This window comes from Actinoalloteichus fjordicus (genome assembly GCF_001941625.1).
In the GTDB taxonomy this organism is placed as follows: domain Bacteria; phylum Actinomycetota; class Actinomycetes; order Mycobacteriales; family Pseudonocardiaceae; genus Actinoalloteichus_A; species Actinoalloteichus_A fjordicus.
The window spans coordinates 6247299-6263823 of record NZ_CP016076.1; the positions used below are offsets into that span (position 1 = coordinate 6247299).

The 16525-nt window shown below is 69.7% G+C and carries 12 protein-coding genes; 5 read left to right on the plus strand and 7 right to left on the minus strand.

Annotation, left to right across the window (positions count from 1 at the left end):
* Positions 1 to 53: 53 nt before the first annotated feature.
* The gene (locus UA74_RS26660; protein ID WP_075742672.1) at positions 54 to 839 is read right to left on the minus strand and encodes an SOS response-associated peptidase; all 786 of its coding nucleotides are present in this window, start codon (positions 837 to 839) and stop codon (positions 54 to 56) included.
* A 587-nt stretch (positions 840 to 1426) separates the two neighbouring features.
* On the opposite strand from UA74_RS26660, the gene aroA reads away from it, so the two are divergent.
* From aroA to UA74_RS26675, 3 genes are all read left to right on the plus strand, one after another.
* Entirely contained in the window at positions 1427 to 2749 is a 1323-nt protein-coding gene (gene aroA / locus UA74_RS26665; RefSeq protein ID WP_075742673.1) for a 3-phosphoshikimate 1-carboxyvinyltransferase, read from the plus strand.
* A complete protein-coding gene (rsgA, locus tag UA74_RS26670; RefSeq protein ID WP_075742674.1) occupies positions 2746 to 3762 on the plus strand; it encodes a ribosome small subunit-dependent GTPase A in 1017 nt (338 codons plus the stop codon). Before aroA ends, rsgA begins: the two co-directional genes overlap by 4 nt.
* A gap of 137 nt (positions 3763 to 3899) precedes the next feature.
* A complete protein-coding gene (locus UA74_RS26675; protein WP_157434463.1) occupies positions 3900 to 4799 on the plus strand; it encodes a LolA-like protein in 900 nt (299 codons plus the stop codon).
* Positions 4800 to 5221: 422 nt separating this feature from the next.
* Here the strand turns inward: UA74_RS26675 and UA74_RS26680 are convergent, their stop codons facing one another.
* The 4 genes from UA74_RS26680 to UA74_RS26700 all read right to left on the minus strand — a co-directional run bounded on the left by UA74_RS26680 (position 5222) and on the right by UA74_RS26700 (position 10188).
* Complete coding sequence (locus tag UA74_RS26680) at positions 5222 to 6040, minus strand: hypothetical protein (RefSeq protein WP_075765678.1); 819 nt, start codon at positions 6038 to 6040, stop codon at positions 5222 to 5224.
* Between the two features lie 205 nt (positions 6041 to 6245).
* Positions 6246 to 7874 carry an L-glutamate gamma-semialdehyde dehydrogenase gene (gene pruA, locus UA74_RS26690; protein ID WP_075742677.1) on the minus strand — a complete coding sequence of 543 codons (1629 nt, stop codon included), beginning with the start codon at positions 7872 to 7874 and terminating at the stop codon, positions 6246 to 6248.
* A 293-nt stretch (positions 7875 to 8167) separates the two neighbouring features.
* The gene (locus UA74_RS26695) at positions 8168 to 8671 is read right to left on the minus strand and encodes a DUF6912 family protein (protein ID WP_075742678.1); all 504 of its coding nucleotides are present in this window, start codon (positions 8669 to 8671) and stop codon (positions 8168 to 8170) included.
* A complete protein-coding gene (locus UA74_RS26700; RefSeq protein WP_075766344.1) occupies positions 8671 to 10188 on the minus strand; it encodes a WS/DGAT/MGAT family O-acyltransferase in 1518 nt (505 codons plus the stop codon). Before UA74_RS26700 ends, UA74_RS26695 begins: the two co-directional genes overlap by 1 nt.
* A 43-nt stretch (positions 10189 to 10231) precedes the next feature.
* On the opposite strand from UA74_RS26700, the gene UA74_RS26705 reads away from it, so the two are divergent.
* Positions 10232 to 10999, plus strand: coding sequence for a TrmH family RNA methyltransferase (locus UA74_RS26705; protein WP_157434464.1), 768 nt, complete (start codon positions 10232 to 10234; stop codon positions 10997 to 10999).
* 138 nt (positions 11000 to 11137) lie between these two features.
* Here the strand turns inward: UA74_RS26705 and UA74_RS26710 are convergent, their stop codons facing one another.
* Positions 11138 to 11563, minus strand: coding sequence for an HAD-IA family hydrolase (locus tag UA74_RS26710; RefSeq protein ID WP_075742680.1), 426 nt, complete (start codon positions 11561 to 11563; stop codon positions 11138 to 11140).
* Positions 11564 to 11839: 276 nt separating this feature from the next.
* On the opposite strand from UA74_RS26710, the gene UA74_RS26715 reads away from it, so the two are divergent.
* Positions 11840 to 12748: an Rv3235 family protein gene (locus UA74_RS26715; protein WP_075742681.1), complete on the plus strand. Its 909-nt coding sequence runs from the start codon at positions 11840 to 11842 to the stop codon at positions 12746 to 12748.
* A gap of 417 nt (positions 12749 to 13165) precedes the next feature.
* Here the strand turns inward: UA74_RS26715 and secA are convergent, their stop codons facing one another.
* Positions 13166 to 16090 (minus strand): preprotein translocase subunit SecA, encoded by a 2925-nt coding sequence (gene secA, locus UA74_RS26720; protein WP_075742682.1) that lies wholly within the window; start codon positions 16088 to 16090, stop codon positions 13166 to 13168.
* Between the last annotated feature and the right edge of the window lie 435 nt (positions 16091 to 16525).

The following is a 16525-nucleotide window of genomic DNA, read 5'->3' on the forward strand; positions in this document are numbered from 1 at the left end:
CCCTCGGCTGATGACGCGCCGCGGGCAGTGTCTTCTCGGCGGCACACCAGCTCTCAACTCTTGCTCAAGAGGCCGGAGATGTCGAGGGCGGGCGGGAGGGAGATCGGGTCGAAGCGCTCTACCAGGCCGGGGCCGTTGTTACGAACGTGGTTCACCGCCGGGGACACCGGGCGCACCTCGATGCGGCCGAGGACATCGGGTCCTGGCGGGGACAACAGCGAGCTGACCTCGCTCGCGCCGAGGTCGACGTCGGGATCGAGCCAGGGTCTCCACGCCTTGCGCGGCAGGACCAGCGGCATCCGATCGTGCACCTCGGCGGGTTCGCCGACCGAGGGTGTGGTGAGCACCGCACAGGTGGACAGCGGCGGGCCGTCCGGATCGCCTGCGGGGTCACGCCATACCGACCAGATGCCTGCCATCGCGAGGCTCTCCCTGTCGATGCTGGTCAGATAGAAGGGCCATTTGCGCCCTTCCTCCCGTCGCCACTCGTACCAGCCGTCGGCCGGGATCAGACAGCGGTAATGCGCCGCCGATCCTCGGAAGGCAGGCTTGTCCGCGACGGTCTCGACTCTGGCGTTGAACATCCGCGATCCGATGGCCGGGTCCTTCGCCCAACGCGGGACGAGTCCCCACCGCATCACTCTGATCGATCGCACGGTACGCGTCGGATCAGGCATCCCGTCGTCATCTCTGGGATGCCGAGCGACGACCGTTAACACCGCATGGGTCGGCGGGATGTTGTAATCCGGCTCGACGACCTGACCTCGTGTTCCGTCTACTGCCTCGAACTCGTTCGCCAACTGCGTCGAGTCCTTGATCGAGGCGAATCTTCCGCACATGTCGTTCACCTCCGCGGCGGGGCGGGCAGAGCCTGCCCGACCACCGTTGAAGTAATGCCCCTCCGGGCGCAACGGTACGCATCGCCCGACACTTCGCATTTCCTGTCGCAGCCGTAAAGCACACACAGTGGAGTCAAAATCTCACTGCGTGTGATCGTCACCCGCACTGCTGAATGAGTAAGAGCACTACAGAGCGAGGGGAGGCACGGCAGGGAACCCCTGCCGCAGCGGGCAGCCCGCCCGGACCGCCGTGCCCGACGATGCCAGCACACGGCCCGTTGTGAAAGCCCCTCGCAGGTGAACACGTGCCGACGGGTGCGGGCTGCGCCGATCCTCCCGCGACCGGCCGAGCGAGACCCTGGATATGCGGCCGTCGCATCGTCGCTGCCCGGAGATCTCCGAGAGACATTAAGATCCACTCCGCTGAACCCGGTTAGCACCATCGGGTGATCATGAGCGATTCCGACCCCGTCGTGGCGTGCCTACGTCTAGCGGCCGATCACGACGGCCTGCCACAGCGACGACGGCCGCGCGGCGAACACAGGGGCGCGGCCGAAAAGGCAGGTGGAGTGCGCAATCATGGAACGATGACCCAGGCCTGGCCCGCACCCGCAGTCGAACACCCGGTCAATGCCACCGTCGGTGTGCCCGGCTCGAAGTCGATGACCAATCGCGCGCTGCTGCTGGCAGCGCTCGCCGAGTCGGAGTCGATCCTGCACGCGCCGCTGCGCAGTCGAGACACGCTCTTGATGACGCAGGCCCTGCGCTCGCTCGGCACCGACATCCAGGACGTCCCGGCCGACGGGGACTCGGTGGCGGGTTGGCGCGTGCGCCCCGGTTCGTGGCAGGGTCCGATCGAGGTGGACTGCGGGCTGGCGGGCACCGTCATGCGCTTCCTGCCGCCTGCCTCGGTGCTCGCCGACGGCGACGTCCGCTTCGACGGCGACGAGTACGCCAGGAAACGGCCGATGTCCACGGTGTTGACGGCGTTGCGTGAGCTGGGGGCGCGGATCACCGACGACCGGATGCCCTTCACCGTGCACGGTGCGGGAGGACTCCGCGGCGGCGAGGTCGTCCTCGACGCCTCGTCGTCCTCGCAGTTCGTCTCCGGTCTCCTGCTCTCCGGCCCGAGGTACGCCGAGGGCGTAACCGTCCGCCATCGTGGGGCGCCGGTGCCGTCGCTTCCCCACATCGCGATGACCGTGGCGATGCTGCGGGAGGTCGGTGTCGAGGTGGACGACAGTGTGCCGGACGTCTGGCGGGTCGTGCCCGGACCCGTGGCGGGCCGCGAATGGCTGATCGAGCCCGACCTGTCCAACGCGACTCCGTTCCTGGCCGCCGCCGCGGCGACGGGAGGATCGGTCACCGTGCCCGGCTGGCCTGCTCGGACCGATCAGGCCGGTGACGCGGTGCGCGGCATCCTCACGGAGATGGGCTGTGTGGTCACCGTCGCGGCGGATGCGCTGACGGTGTCGGCGCCGGGGCGGCTGTCCGGTGTCGACATCGATCTGCACGACGTCGGGGAGCTCTCCCCCACCGTGGCCGCGCTGGCCGCGCTGGCCGACGGCCCGAGCAGGCTGCGCGGAATCGCTCACCTGCGGCACCACGAGACCGATCGACTGGCCGCGCTGTCCACCGAGATCAACCGGCTGGGCGGGGCGGCGGTCGAGACCGAGGACGGCCTGACCATCGAGCCGCGCCCGCTGCACGGCGGCGAGTGGCGGTCCTACGCCGATCACCGCATGGCGACGGCGGGCGCCGTGCTCGGCCTGGTCGTGCCAGGGGTGACGGTCGACGACATCGACACGACGAACAAGACGATTCCCGATTTCCCCGGTATGTGGGCGGCGATGCTCGACGACGACTCCGACGTGGCAGGGCTGTCCCGGAAGGACGTGCAGGGAGTGTGAGTCGACAGGGCTGGCACTCGCTGGACGAGTCCGACATCCGGGTCCGACCCAATCGGCGCGGCACCCGACCACGCAGCAAGCTTCGACCGGATCATGCGGGCGCCAGCCAGGCGATGGTCGTCGCCGTGGCCAAGGGGCGCTGGACCTGCGCGATGAATCGCGATCCGGGTCGCCTGGTCACGGCGATGCGCGCCCGCGAGCTGGGTCGCACGCCCGTCGTGGTCGGCGACCTCGTCGAGCTGGTGGGCGACACCTCCGGTGCGGCGGGGTCACTCGCGAGGATCGTGCGCGTCGCCGAGCGGACCAGCGTGCTCCGACGCACGGCCGACGACACCGATCCGTACGAGCGGATCGTCGTCGCCAACGCCGGAAAGTTGATCATCGTGACGGCGCTGGCCGACCCGCCGCCGCGAACGGGGTTCATCGACCGCTGCCTCGTCGCCGCCTTCGCGGGCGGGCTGTCGCCGGTGCTGTGTCTGACCAAGGCCGATCTGGCGGCGCCGGATCGGCTGATGGCGCTGTATGCGGAGCTGGCGGTCCCGGTGGTGGTCACCAGGGCAGACACCGAGCCCGCCGATCTGCGCGCGGAGCTGGTCGACGACGTGTCGGCCATGATCGGCCACTCGGGCGTCGGGAAGTCGACGCTGGTCAACCGGCTGGTCCCGGATGCAGGCCGGGCCACCGCCTCGGTGAGTGCCGTGGGCAAGGGCAGACACACCTCGACGTCGGCGGTGGCGCTGCCGCTGGAGGGCGGCGGCTGGGTGGTCGACACTCCGGGCATCCGCTCGTTCGGACTGGCGCACATCAAGCCGGACGACGTGGTGGCGGCGTTCCCCGATCTGCACGCCGCCGCGGAGGAGTGTCCGTCCAACTGCGGGCATCTCGGGCCGCCGGACGACCCGGACTGTTATCTGGACCGTTTCCTCGCCGACGGCGGTTCCTCGCCGGGCAGACTCGACTCGCTGCGACGCCTGCTTCAGTCCCGCGTTCGCCCGGACGAGAAGTTTGGATGAGCCGAATCCCGATTCTCTCCTTACCCTTTCGATATTGAGGAAGCCGGGCGACCGGCGGTGCGCCCACCGACTCGCGCAGTGCGCGACGACGGGCGGATCGATCTCGATCATCCCCTATTCGGAATGGAGAGATGAGGGTGCGGAGAACGACGATCGCGGCAATGATGCTGGGGCTGGTGACAGTCGCAGGCGCGTGTGGCTCCAACGGCGAGGAGTACGCGCCGGAGACCGACGGCAACACAGGCACAGGGGGCGCCGAGCCGACGACCGAACCCGGCTCCGAGACCGACGGCTCGGAGACCAGCACCACTCCCGGCGAGCTGTCGCCCAGCCAGCTCTTCAGCTCGATGACCGACAGCGCACGTCAGAAGGAGACCGCACACTTCACGATCTCCTCCTCCGAGGACGCGTTCGGCTCCGGAGAGGGGCAGCTCCGGTACACCGACCGGGGCGCCGACCTCACACTGACCGTCGAGCTGGCGATCGACGAGGAGCAGGGCGCCCAGCAGATCGAGCTGGTCACCATCGACGAGATCGTCTACCTGAACCTCGGCGACGCCACGCCCATCGACCAGCCCTGGGTGCGCATCGATCCGTCCGAACAGCAAGAGGACGGGGCCAACCAGGCCTTCGCCATGGTCGCCCAGCAGCTGGTGGACTCGGCGGACCCGACCAGCCAGCTCAACCAGCAGGCCGACGCCGCGCAGATCACCGACACGGGTGAGGAGGAGGTCGACGGGGTCGCCACCACCCGGTACGACCTCCAGCTCGACATCGCGACGCTGGCGGAGAGCGCGAGGGACGAGCTGGAGCGGGAACGGCTCCAGACGGCCGTGGACAACGGCATGACGACGATCGACTACCAGGTGTGGATCGACAATACCGACAACGTGCCGGTGCGCTTCGTCATCAACCAGCCCGGCATCACGGGCAACTTCGACTCCGCCGTCATCACCGTGGACTACATGTCCTGGGGTGAGGACGTCCAGATCGACCAGCCTGCCGAGGACCAGGTGGGCGAGCTTCCGGAGGGCTGACTCCCGGCAGCGGACCGTTGCCGTCTCCGCACTCCACGGGCGCCTGGGGCGAGAGTCCCCGGGCGCCCGTTCTCGTGTCCACGGGGTCCTGCCTGGCTCGTCGCCGGGTCCGTGCGCTCAGCGTCCGATGTCACGCCCTGGCTAGATATCCACCGCCAGAGCGCCCCTTGATCTGGGATCGTGGTGGATTCACGGGCATTCCCGATCACCACCCGCGCTGACTCAAAGAATCCACCCACCCGAAAGGGAATAACCTTCAACCGAAAGGTGGGATCGGCTCGCGACTGGTCCCTGTCGTCCATCGTGAGCGCCTCCGCCGAAGGTGCCGATCAGAATGACTACGAAATCTGTTCGGGTTTCTTCCGTCGCCGGGGTCGGGTGACCGGGCCTGCCGATCCGGATCGGCCGTGGATTCGTCGTTCTCAGCCTGCGGGGACGCGTTCGGCCACCTGGTGGTCCGGCGGGGCGAGCACCTCGTGCGCCTCGCCCCACAGGCTGAAGTCGGTCTCGGTGCGCACCGTGCCCGCCTCGGGCATCTCGAACTCGACGACCTGCCGGATCGGGAGATCATCGGCGTCGAGCCACACGGTGCCCTCGATGGTGGTGACCCCTGCCGCGAGCAGGGACTCCTGCGCGGCGGTGACGGACTCGTCGGTGCCCGCCTCGATCGCCTCGGCGACGTCGACGCTCAGTTCGTATCGCTGAGCCGCGACGCCGTCGACCTCGTCCGGCTCGGCGGCCGTGATGTCCGCCGTGGCGGGGAGGATGTCCGCCAGGGATGCCGACCGCGCGGCCTGCTGGTGGAGTCCGGCGAACTGCTGCGCGATCGGGTCGGCCCCGTAGGGGTCGGTCCGCACCCACGGCCGCTGGTCGGGCTCCTGCTGGTCTTCTGGGACTTCGACGTACAGGTAGCCGCCTGCGACGATGAAGCGGGTCTCCCCGCCCTGCGTGGCGAAGACACAGTCGAAGTCGTGTTCGGCGGTCTCGGCCGTCGGATCGTCGTCGGCCTGCCGGGACTCCGGCTCGGAGACGGTCGTCAGGCATCGACCGGTGTTGGCGGACTCCTCGCCGGTGGCGAAGGAGAACTCGAGTCGTGTCGTGCCCGCTTCGACCATGGCCTCGCGGGCGGCCGTCGCCAGTGACCGGGTGTCCTCATGGACGGTGGGTTCCGGATCGGCGCAGGCGGTGAGGGTGCCCGCGAGTGCCAGCAGCGACAGGATCGTCGTACCGCGTCGTCTCACCGGAGCTCCCACCCGACCGCCGTGCGGCCCGCCGACCCTGACATCGCCGGTGAGCCTAGACCAGTGCCGGGGTCGGGGTGCTCGGTTTCGGTCTCGGACGTGCCGGGGGCGCTCCTCACAGCGCGGGCCCGGGCCTCGCCGTGGCCCGGCGGGCAGGCCGTGCCGGTCTGGAACACGGCTCGGCTCGCCCGCCGGGCGGCGACGATCAGCCCATGTGGGGGTAGCGATGGTCGGTGGCGGCCACGAAGGTCTCCTTGATCGACCTCGGGCTGGTCCACCGGAGCAGGTTGAACATCGAGCCTGCCTTGTCGTTGGTGCCGGAGGCCCGCGATCCGCCGAAGGGCTGCTGGCCGACGACCGAGCCGGTGGGACGGTCGTTGACGTAGAAGTTGCCCGCCGTGAACCGCAGGGCCCGGTGTGCCTCCTCGATCGCGGCGCGGTCGGTGGCGAAGACGGCGCCGGTGAGGGCGTAGGGGCTAGCGGAGTCGACCTGCGCGAGCACCTGCGAGTAGTCCGCGTCCTCGTAGACGTGCACGGCCAGGATGGGGCCGAAGTACTCGGTGCGGAACACCTCGTCGCCGGGGTCGGTGCCGACGAGCACCGTGGGCTCGACGAAGTAGCCGGTGGTGTCGTCGTAGCCGCCGCCTGCCAGCACCTCCAGCGACGGGGTGGCCGCCGCGCGGTCGAGGGCCGCCTTGTGCTTGGCGAACGCACGGGCGTCGATGACGGCACCACCGAAGTGGGCGAAGTCGGTGACGTCGCCGTAGGAGATCGTCCTGGTGACGTCGGCGAGCTGCTCGCGGAGACCGCCCTCCCAGAGCGAGCGGGGCAGGTAGGCGCGGGAGGCGGCCGAGCACTTCTGGCCCTGGTACTCGAAGGCCGCGCGGACGAGGGCGGTGACGATGGGGGCCGGATCGGCCGACGGGTGGACGACGACGAAGTCCTTGCCGCCGGTCTCGCCGACGATCCTCGGGTAGCTGCGGTACTTGTCGAGGTTCTCGCCGATCGTGCGCCACAGGAGCTTGAAGGTGGCCGTCGAGCCGGTGAAGTGGAGTCCGGCGAAGTCCGGGTCGGTCAGGGCGACCTCGCTGACGGCCTTGCCGTCCCCGGTGACCATGTTGATCACGCCGGGCGGCAGTCCCGCTGCTTCGAGGGCCTGCATGGTGAAGTGGGCGGCGAGCTGCTGGGTCGGTGTGGGCTTCCACACCACGGTGTTGCCCATCAGCGCGGGCGCGGTGGGCAGGTTGCCCGCGATCGCGGTGAAGTTGAACGGTGTGATGGCGGTGACGAACCCGTCGAGCGGCCGGTACTCCATCCGGTTCCAGACGCCGGGCACGGACGTGGGCTGTTCCGCGATGATCCGCCGGGCGTAGTCCACGTTGAAGCGGAGGAAGTCGATCAACTCGCAGGCGGCGTCGATCTCGGACTGCTGCACGGACTTGGACTGGCCGAGAATGGTGGCGGCGTTGATGGTGTCGCGCCACGGTCCGGCGATCAGGTCGGCGGCCCGGAGCAGCACGGCGGCGCGCTCGTCGAACGGCAGGGCCGCCCAGCCGGCGGCGGCGTCCTTCGCGGCGGTGACGGCGGCGGTGACGTCCTCGGTAGTGGCATTGGCGCTGACGCCGAGCACGTGTGCGTGGTCGTGCGGCTGGACGACGTCGAACCGCGCACCGCCCGCCATGGCCCGCCTGCCGCCGATGGTCTGCGTGAGGTCGTGGGTCGTGTCCTCCAGCTCGGCGATCCGGCCAAGCAGCGACTCACGCTCGGCGGAGCCGGGGGCGTAAGAGTGCACCGGCTCGTTGCGCGGGGCGGGCGGGGATGTGACGGCGTCCATGAGTGGGGTCGCCTCCTTGGCATCGGTGCGGTGTCGTACGCGGTCGGTGGCGACGGACCCCTGGTGAGGACCGTCGCAGCAGCACCATCCTGACATGAGCCCGCGCTGCGCAGCCCCCTGGCGAGGACCGGCCGGGACGGTCTCGCCGCTCGACGCCCGAGGAATCATCGTCCTCCGGTGGCGTCGTCGTGGGCGGCTGCCGCCGCCGTCCGTCGCCGCGGTCGGGTGGTGCGGGTGTGATGCGGCCGAGGCGGGTACGGGTGTGGACCCCGCCTGCGGCCGCCCGCCTCGGATCACATCAGGTCGAGCAGGAACGGCACCTCCTGGACGGCGTACCAGGCGAGTTCGTGATCCTCGGCCTCCCCGAGGGCGAACTCGGCGTCGGCGTCGCCCAGGTCGGCGGCGTCGATCACCTCGGCGGCGGCGCGCACGGCGTCCTCCGCCTCGGGGTCGTCGACGTGCACGGCGGCGATGGCCCGCAGCGGCACCGGTCCGGCGAGCCGGACGACGGCGGCGTCCAGGTCGGGTCGCAGCGTCACCTCCGGCATGTCGGCGGCGACGACGACCCGTCGGGTCGGCGACTTGGGGTCGTCGGCGAGTTCGGCGGCGATCAGGCGGACGGAGCCTCTGGTGGCCTCCATCAGCGCCGCGTACTCCAACTCCTCGGTGCTGCCGGTCGCGTACGACTCACGCAGCATGGGCGTCAACGCGAAGGCGGTGCCGCTCACCGGCACGAGTTCGTCGGTCGCCAACAGCCCGCGCAGCATCGCCACGGTCGCGGGAACGTAGATCCGCATCACACCGTCCCCAACAGCTCATCGAGGGATTCGTCGATCATCCCTGCCAAAACGTCCACGTCGAACATCGCATTCCGATCTCCGTTGAGCCCGAAGTACACGCCGCCGTCGTACGAGCCGACCCCGATCGACAGGGCCTGGTGCTTGGCCAGCGGCACCACCGGGAACATCTCCACCATCTTCGTCCCTGCGGCGTACAACGGCACCTGTGGTCCTGGCACGTTGGTGACCACCACGTTGAACAGTCTGCGGGAGAACGAGTTGGCGGCGCGCGCGCCGAGCGCGTGCAGAGTGGGCGGAGCGAAGCCCGACAGGCGGACGAGTGCGCTCGCGGCGACCGACTGCCCTGACTCCTGATGGGCCCGCATGGCATGGCCGACGTGGTGCAGGCGCAGGGTGGCGCTGGCCTCGCCGACCGGCAGCTCGACGAGGTAGGCGGAGACCCTGCTGCCCGCGACCGGCCCTGCGACGTCCTCGGCGGCGGGCTCTCCGACGAGGTTCGACTCGCGGCCCGCAGCACCTTCCTCGTCGCGACCGGACCCTGGTCCCCGTACGGACACCGGCACCATCGCCCTGATCGTGCTGGAGGCGGTGACGACCTCGCCCCGGGACAGCAGCCAGTTGCGCAGCGCCCCGGCGATCACGGCGAGGATGACGTCGTTGACCGTGCCGCCGTGTGCTCGTCGGATCTTGCGGTAGTCGGTGAGGCGGGTCCTGGTGACGGCGTAGCGGCGCTGGACGCTGATGCTGACGTTGAGGGGGCCCCGGGTGGCCGGGCGCGCCGCGGTGCGGACTGCCGAGGCGACGCCGCCGAAGGCCTCGGCGACGTTGCGCAGGGTCGCGGCGACGTCCATCGCGGCCACTCGAACGTTCTCCACGATCTCGCCCGGCCTGCGGACCGCCTCGGTTGCGGCGTCCAGGACGAGTTGGACGGGGCCGGGCTCGGGTTCCGGCATCCACAGTTCGTCGCCGACCCGCGGCACCGTGGGCGCGTCGTCGAGGATGACCTGCCCGATGTCGAAGCCCGCGATGCCGTCGACCATCGCGTTGTGGGTCTTGGTGATGAGCGCGACGCGACCGCGGCTCAGTCCTTCGACGATGTAGGCCTCCCACAGCGGCCGGGAGTGGTCGAGCGGCCGGGACATCAGTCGAGCGACGAGGTCGGCGAGCTGTTCGTCGTTGCCGGGCCTGGGCAGCGCGGATCGACGCAGGTGGTAGTCGAGGTCGAAGTCCGGGTCGTCGACCCACACGGGCCGCGCCAGCCTGCCCGGCACCTGGACGACCTTCTGCCGGTATCGGGGCGCCAACGGCAGCCGCTGCTCGATCAGGGCGGCGATCCGCCCGTATTCCAGGCCGCCGCCCGGTCTGCCCTCGGAGCCGGCACGACCGCCGGAGGCGGCCCGTCGTCCTCCCGTTCGGGACTGCTGGAAGAGCAGGACCGTGCCGACGTGCATCGGAGTCGTCGGATCCTCCAGGTAGAGGAAGGACGCATCCAGGGCGGAGAGTCGGTCCGGCATGGACGAATCCTGACACATCTGCGGGCGTGCGATCCTGCTCGTCGTGCCCAACGATGTCTCCCCGAAGGACCGGTTCGTCACGGTCTACGGTCGAAAGCCGGTGCTCGAAGCCCTCCAGGACCCGCAGCTGGCCGTGGACAAGGTGATCCTCGCCGAGAACGCCGTCGGCGCGGCCGCGCGCGAGATCCTCCAGGCGGCCGCGCAGCGCGACGTCCCGGTGCAGCGGGCCACCGCGCAGCGGGTGAAGGTCCTGGCCGGGAACGGGCGTCACGACCAGGGCGTGCTGGCCGACGTGGTCGCGCCTCGGATGCGCACTCTGTCGACGGCGCTGGCGGCGGGCCGCGACGTTCCCGAGACGCTGCTGCTGCTCGACGGGATCACCACGCCGGCCAACGTCGGGATGATCCTGCGCACGGCGACGGCGGCGGGCATCGGCGGGGTGGTGGTGCCTCGACGGGGCGTGGCGACGATCGACCCGATGGTGGTGAAGGCCTCGGCGGGGGTGGCCTTCCGGGCCCCGATCCTGCGCACGTCGACGGCGGGAGCGGCGGCCGAGGAGTTGATCGAGGCGGGCTTCGCGCTGTACGCGATGGCTGCGGACGGCGATGCGACCCTGTTCGAGGTGGAGCTGCCGCGCCGGGTGGCGTTCGTGCTGGGCGGCGAGACCCACGGCGTCTCCGAGGAGGTCGCCGAACTGGTGATGGGTCGGGTCGCCATCCCGCTGGCCGACGGTGTCGAGTCGCTGAACGTCGCGAGCGCGGCGGCGGTGCTGAGCTTCGAGCTGACCCGGCGGCGGCTGACCTCGGGGTGAGTCTCGACCGACCCGGCCGAGGGCGCGGTGCGCGCGCCGGTGAAGGCATTCAGCGTGGTGCCGCGTGGTCCGGGCGGGTGCTCGAGGTCTGCCCGAGTTCCCGCCCGGCTGGTCAGGCGGCTGCCCGCCTCGGGTGCGTCAGTCCGGTTGACGGTGCGGGAACTCGCGGCCGAACAGGATGTTCAGCTCGGCGACGGTGGCCGGGACGGTCTGGTGGTGAATGCCGATCATGCCCGCGACGACCGCACCTGCGACGTTGCTCCGCAGGTCGTCGACGAACACGCATTCGGTCGTGGCCAGGCCGAGTCGTTCGGCGGTGAGTCGGTAGATCCTCGGATCTGGTTTGCTCAGCCCGACCTCGCCGGAGACGACCACCGTGTCGAACAGCTCGCCGAGTCCGTCGTCGGCTCGTCTGCCTTCCGCGTTGGACAGCAGGGCGGTGCGCAGCCCGGTGGCCCTGGCCGATCGCACGAGGGTCACCAGGGGCGGCTCGGCGTGATCCGGCGCACCGTCGCTGTCGGTGAGCACGCCGAAGAAGTCCAGCACCAGTCCGGAGAGCGTCACGTCGCCAGTCTAAGAGCCTGTCTTCGACCCCCTGTCTTGCAGTTGCGCGGGGTCGAGCGCGGCGATCTGCGGCGTCGTCGTCGGTCACCATGGCTCCTCCTACCGCCTGGCAGCTCAGCCACGCCGATCCCCGCTCACGACAGAGCGGGAACCGAAGACAGCCTCGGAGCACCCGCTCTTCCGACACTTTCGAGTGACTTCAGCGCCAAGACTGTACGGATCAACCCCCCACCCCGCTCTTCCTCCACGGAAACCGTTTCGCTGGAGGGAATCGAGATGACCAGTCTGCTGTCTCCCACTGCCGCTGACGCCGGCGTGATCGCCGCGATGCCCGTGGTGGAACCCCTGGATCGGCCTGCGTTCGCCGGGCTCACGGTGAGCCTGCTGCTGGCAGGCGCATCGGCCGTGCGATCACCTGCCGCGCCGCTTGCGGCCTGCCCGAGCAGCGAGAGACCATCGAGCGTCGAAAGTCCATCGAGCATCGAGAGACCGTCGAGCATCGCCCCGGACCCGCCGCTGCACGGCAGCCCGCAGCGGGCCGCTCCACCGAGCGCGACGCTCCCGAGGTCTCCTCGCCCGGCGAGATCCCGGATCACGGTGCCGAGTGTGGCCGCGCCGCTCGCGTCCGTCCCGGTCGAGGTCGTGGCAGTACCGGACTGGGCACGGCTCTCACCACCGCTCCCGGTGTCCTCGTCGCCGACGTCGCAGGTCCCGATTCCCGTCCTGCGCAGGCTCGCCACGGCTCGGTCGAACGCCGAACAGCGACATCCCATGGCAGGTACCGACATCCCGGCGTCCACCACGTCGCCGGACCCACCCGGTCGGACGCCCTCGGCGCATCGCATCGCCCGGCAGGCGCTGCACGCCTTGGTGGAGATCCTGGACGGCAGGCGGTCACGGTTGCAGCTCGGACGGCTGCTGGTCCCCGACCTGCACTATCTGATCGCACCTCGGGCCAGGCACGGGCCGAGCACGAATCCGCCGAGCAGGCTGCTCCGGGTGCACGCACAGCAGGTCAGCGAAACCGTGATCGAGTCGACGGCGCCGGTGCGGGGCCGCGATCGGGTCTTCGCCGTGGCCTTGCGGCTGGAGCTGCGCGGGACCAGATGGCTCGGCACGGCTCTGCAGGTATTGCGCCCACCGAGGTCGGATCGTCGCGGACTCACCGAACGGCGAGGGGGTTGATCAGGTGCTGATCCTGCGGTGACCCGACAAGGTCACGGGTGACCCGACAAGGCCTCAGGCTGTGAGCGGGCCGGACACCGCTTCGCGCGGGTGGCCGATCCAATCGCCGGGTGACCGAGTGGTGCGCGGCCGACCAGCCGGTCCGGCCGGGCCGGTGCCTGCGCGGGTTCGGGTCAGCCTGCGCGGGGTCTGGTCAGCCTGCCGGCGGACGACGTCGGCGGGAGTGCGCGCCTCCCGCCGACTGTCGGCACGACTCCCGCAGGCACGACCAGAGTGGCGGCGGGGGGGGAGGAACAACAGAATCGCCCACCACCGCCGAACACCAGAGCGCGATCGCCCACCACCGCCGAACACCAGAGCGGGACAGGCGCCGACGCCTGCCCCGCTCTGGTGGGCTGTCTCGATGACCGTCTCGGGTCAGCTCCGCTTGTCGCGCTTGGCCTGCGCCCGTTCTGCGGCGCGTCGGTCCTTGCGGCTGGCGTTGTTCGCTCGTCCGCCTGCGCCGCCGCTCCCGCTCTGGCCGCTGCGACGGGTCTCGACGCCGCCGCCCTCCTCCGGGCCGGAGTAGGTCAGCCGCTGCTGGCCGGGGCCGCCGAGGCCCTTGCCCCGTAGGGCGGGCGGCACGGCCTCCTCCGGACGCGGCGCGCGCGGCTGCTGGGGAGGCGCCGGACGACGGCCGTTGCCATTGCGCTGACCGTTGGCATTGGCATTGGCATTGGCCCGGCCGTTGCCGCCCGGGCCGCCCAGCGCGGGGGTCGCCGCCGGGTCGCCGTTGGAGCCGCCACCACCGACGGTGACGGCGACCGGCGGGCCTGCAGGCGCTGCCGCAGGCTTCGCGCCGTCGGCGGGCTCGACCTGGATGTTGAAGAGGAACCCGACGGATTCCTCCTTCAGCGCCTCCAACATCGCCGCGAACATGTCGAAGCCCTCGCGCTGGTACTCGATCGCCGGGTCGCGCTGGGCCATCGCCCGCAGGCCGATGCCCTCCTTGAGATAGTCCATCTCGTAGAGGTGTTCACGCCACTTGCGGTCCAGGACGGAGAGCAGCACTCGCCGCTCGAGCTGCCGCATCCCGTTCTCCTGGCCGACCTTCTCGTTGATCTCGGCCTCACGGATCCGGTACGCCTCACGAGCGTCGGCGAGCACGGCCGTCAGCAGCTCGTCCTTGGTCAGGCCGCGCTCCGATTCCTCCACCAGCTTCTTGTGGTCGAGGCTCACCGGGTAGAGCGTCTTGAGGGCTGTCCAGAGCTGTTCGAGATCCCAGTCCTCCGCGTCGCCCTCGGCTGCGGCGCCCGACACGTACGCGGTGAGCACGTCCGTCATCATGTGCTCGATCTGCTCCTGCAGATCCTCGCCCTCCATCACCCGGTGGCGCTCCGCGTAGATGACCTGACGCTGCTTGTTCATCACCTCGTCGTACTTGAGGACGTTCTTGCGGATCTCGAAGTTCTGCTGCTCGACCTGAGTCTGGGCGGACAGGATGGCCCTGGTGACCATCTTGTGCTCGATCGGCACGTTCTCCGGCACCCGCAGCCGGTTCATCACGGCCTCGACCATCGCGGCGTTGAAGCGGCGCATCAGCTCGTCGCCCAGCGAGAGGTAGAACCGCGACTCGCCGGGGTCGCCCTGCCTGCCTGAACGACCACGAAGCTGATTGTCGATCCGACGCGACTCGTGTCGTTCTGTGCCCAGCACGTAGAGACCGCCTGCGGCGCGGACCTCGGACGCCTCGGCGTCGACGGACGCCTTCGTCTCGGCCAGCACCTCGTCCCAGGCCGCCTCGTACTCTTCCGGCGTCTCCACCGGGTCGAGCCCGCGAGCCCGGATCTCCTCGTCGGCGATGATGTCCGGGTTGCCGCCGAGCACGATGTCGGTACCGCGACCGGCCATGTTCGTGGCCACGGTGACGGCGCCCTTGAGCCCGGCGCGCGCGATGATCAGCGCCTCCCGCTCGTGGTGCTTGGCATTGAGCACCTCGTGCGGGACGGACATCTTGGTGAGGAGCTTCGACAGGTACTCGGAGCGCTCGACGCTGGTAGTACCGACCAGCACCGGCTGGCCCTTGCGGTGCCGCTCCTCGATGTCCTCGGCGAGCGCCTCGAACTTGGCCTGCTCGGTCTTGTAGACGAGGTCCGGCTGGTCCTTACGGATGGCAGGCCGATTGGTGGGGATGCTGACGACGCCGAGCTTGTAGATCTGGTGCAGCTCGGTGGCCTCGGTCTGTGCCGTACCGGTCATCCCGGCGAGCTTGTCGTACAGCCGGAAGTAGTTCTGGAGCGTGATCGTGGCGAGCGTCTGGTTCTCGGCCTTGATCGGCACCCGTTCCTTGGCCTCGATGGCCTGGTGCATGCCCTCGTTGTAACGGCGGCCTGCCAGGACACGGCCGGTGAACTCGTCGACGATGACGACCTCGTCGCCTCGGACGATGTAGTCCTTGTCCTTCTTGAAGAGCTCCTTGGCCTTCAGCGCGTTGTTCAGGTAGCCGACGAGCGGGGTGTTGGCCGCCTCGTAGAGGTTGTCGATGCCGAGCTGGTCCTCGATCAGCTCGACGCCCTTCTCGGAGACGCCGACGGTGCGCTTGCGCTCGTCCACCTCGTAGTGCTCGTCGCGCTTGAGCAGCGGCGCGAGCCGCGCGAACTCCTGGTACCAGCGAGAGGACTGGTCGGTCGGACCCGAGATGATCAGCGGGGTCCTGGCCTCGTCGATGAGGATCGAGTCGACCTCGTCGACGACGGCGAAGTGATGCCCGCGCTGGACGCAGTCCTTGATGCTCCAGGCCATGTTGTCGCGCAGGTAGTCGAAGCCGAACTCGTTGTTCGTGCCGTAGGTGATGTCGGCCGAATAGGCCTCACGGCGCTGATCCGGCGTCATCTGAGGCGCGATCACCCCGACCTTCAGGCCGAGGAAGCGGTGCACCCGGCCCATCCACTCGGAGTCACGTCTGGCCAGGTAGTCGTTGGTCGTGACGACGTGGACGCCCTCGCCGGAGATGGCGTTGAGGTAGATGGCGAGCACCGAGGTCAGGGTCTTGCCCTCACCGGTGCGCATCTCGGCGACCTGGCCGAGGTGCAGTGCCGCGCCACCCATGACCTGTGTGTCGAAGGGCCGCTGGCCGAGCGTGCGCTTGGCGGCCTCCCTGGCAACGGCGAACGCCTCGGGAAGGAGTTCGTCCAACGACTCGCCTGCGGAGTGCCGCTCGCTAAACTCGGCGGTCTTCGCACGAAGCTCGGCGTCGCTGAGATCGACGAACTCGTCTTCCAGGGAGTTGACGTGCGCCGCGATCATCCGCAGGCGCTTGAGCGTCTTGCCCTCGCCGGCGCGGAGCAGTCGAGACAGGACCATGCGGTCGACCTCACTAGCTGATCGTCATGCGCCCGGTCAGGACGCTTTGCCGCCATCGTAGGCATGGACAGGGTGTCGACGGCATCCACGCAGGTGGTGGGCTCGTCACCCGCCGATGGACACCTCGTTTAAGAATGCCCGATCATCCCTGGTGCTTCGCAAGGTGGTCGGCATTCGAGCGGTTCGGCAAGGCACCGCCCCGAGCCACTCGGATCGACTTCCCTGGTGCAGGCAGGCCGCTCGGTCGACCGGCAGACACATCACCGCAGGTGAGCGCGCGATGTCGGGCGGTGAATACTCCCCGTCAGTCCCGCCGACCATGCCGGATCTGCCCGCCGTGCCCGCATCCTGTCGCCTACCCGCCGCGCGGGAGTCGCTTGTTCGCACGTCCTCGGGTGTCCGGCTCCGCCAGGTCGCCGCTTGACGCGCAGGCCT

Bases quoted from the DNA above. Each gene is read 5' to 3' on its own strand.
- UA74_RS26660 (WP_075742672.1), bottom strand. From the start codon at position 839: ATGTGCGGAAGATTCGCCTCGATCAAGGACTCGACGCAGTTGGCGAAC.
- aroA (WP_075742673.1), top strand. From the start codon at position 1,427: ATGACCCAGGCCTGGCCCGCACCCGCAGTCGAACACCCGGTCAATGCC.
- pruA (WP_075742677.1), bottom strand. From the start codon at position 7,874: ATGGACGCCGTCACATCCCCGCCCGCCCCGCGCAACGAGCCGGTGCAC.
- UA74_RS26695 (WP_075742678.1), bottom strand. From the start codon at position 8,671: ATGCGGATCTACGTTCCCGCGACCGTGGCGATGCTGCGCGGGCTGTTG.
- UA74_RS26700 (WP_075766344.1), bottom strand. From the start codon at position 10,188: ATGCCGGACCGACTCTCCGCCCTGGATGCGTCCTTCCTCTACCTGGAG.
- UA74_RS26715 (WP_075742681.1), top strand. From the start codon at position 11,840: ATGACCAGTCTGCTGTCTCCCACTGCCGCTGACGCCGGCGTGATCGCC.
- secA (WP_075742682.1), bottom strand. From the start codon at position 16,090: ATGGTCCTGTCTCGACTGCTCCGCGCCGGCGAGGGCAAGACGCTCAAG.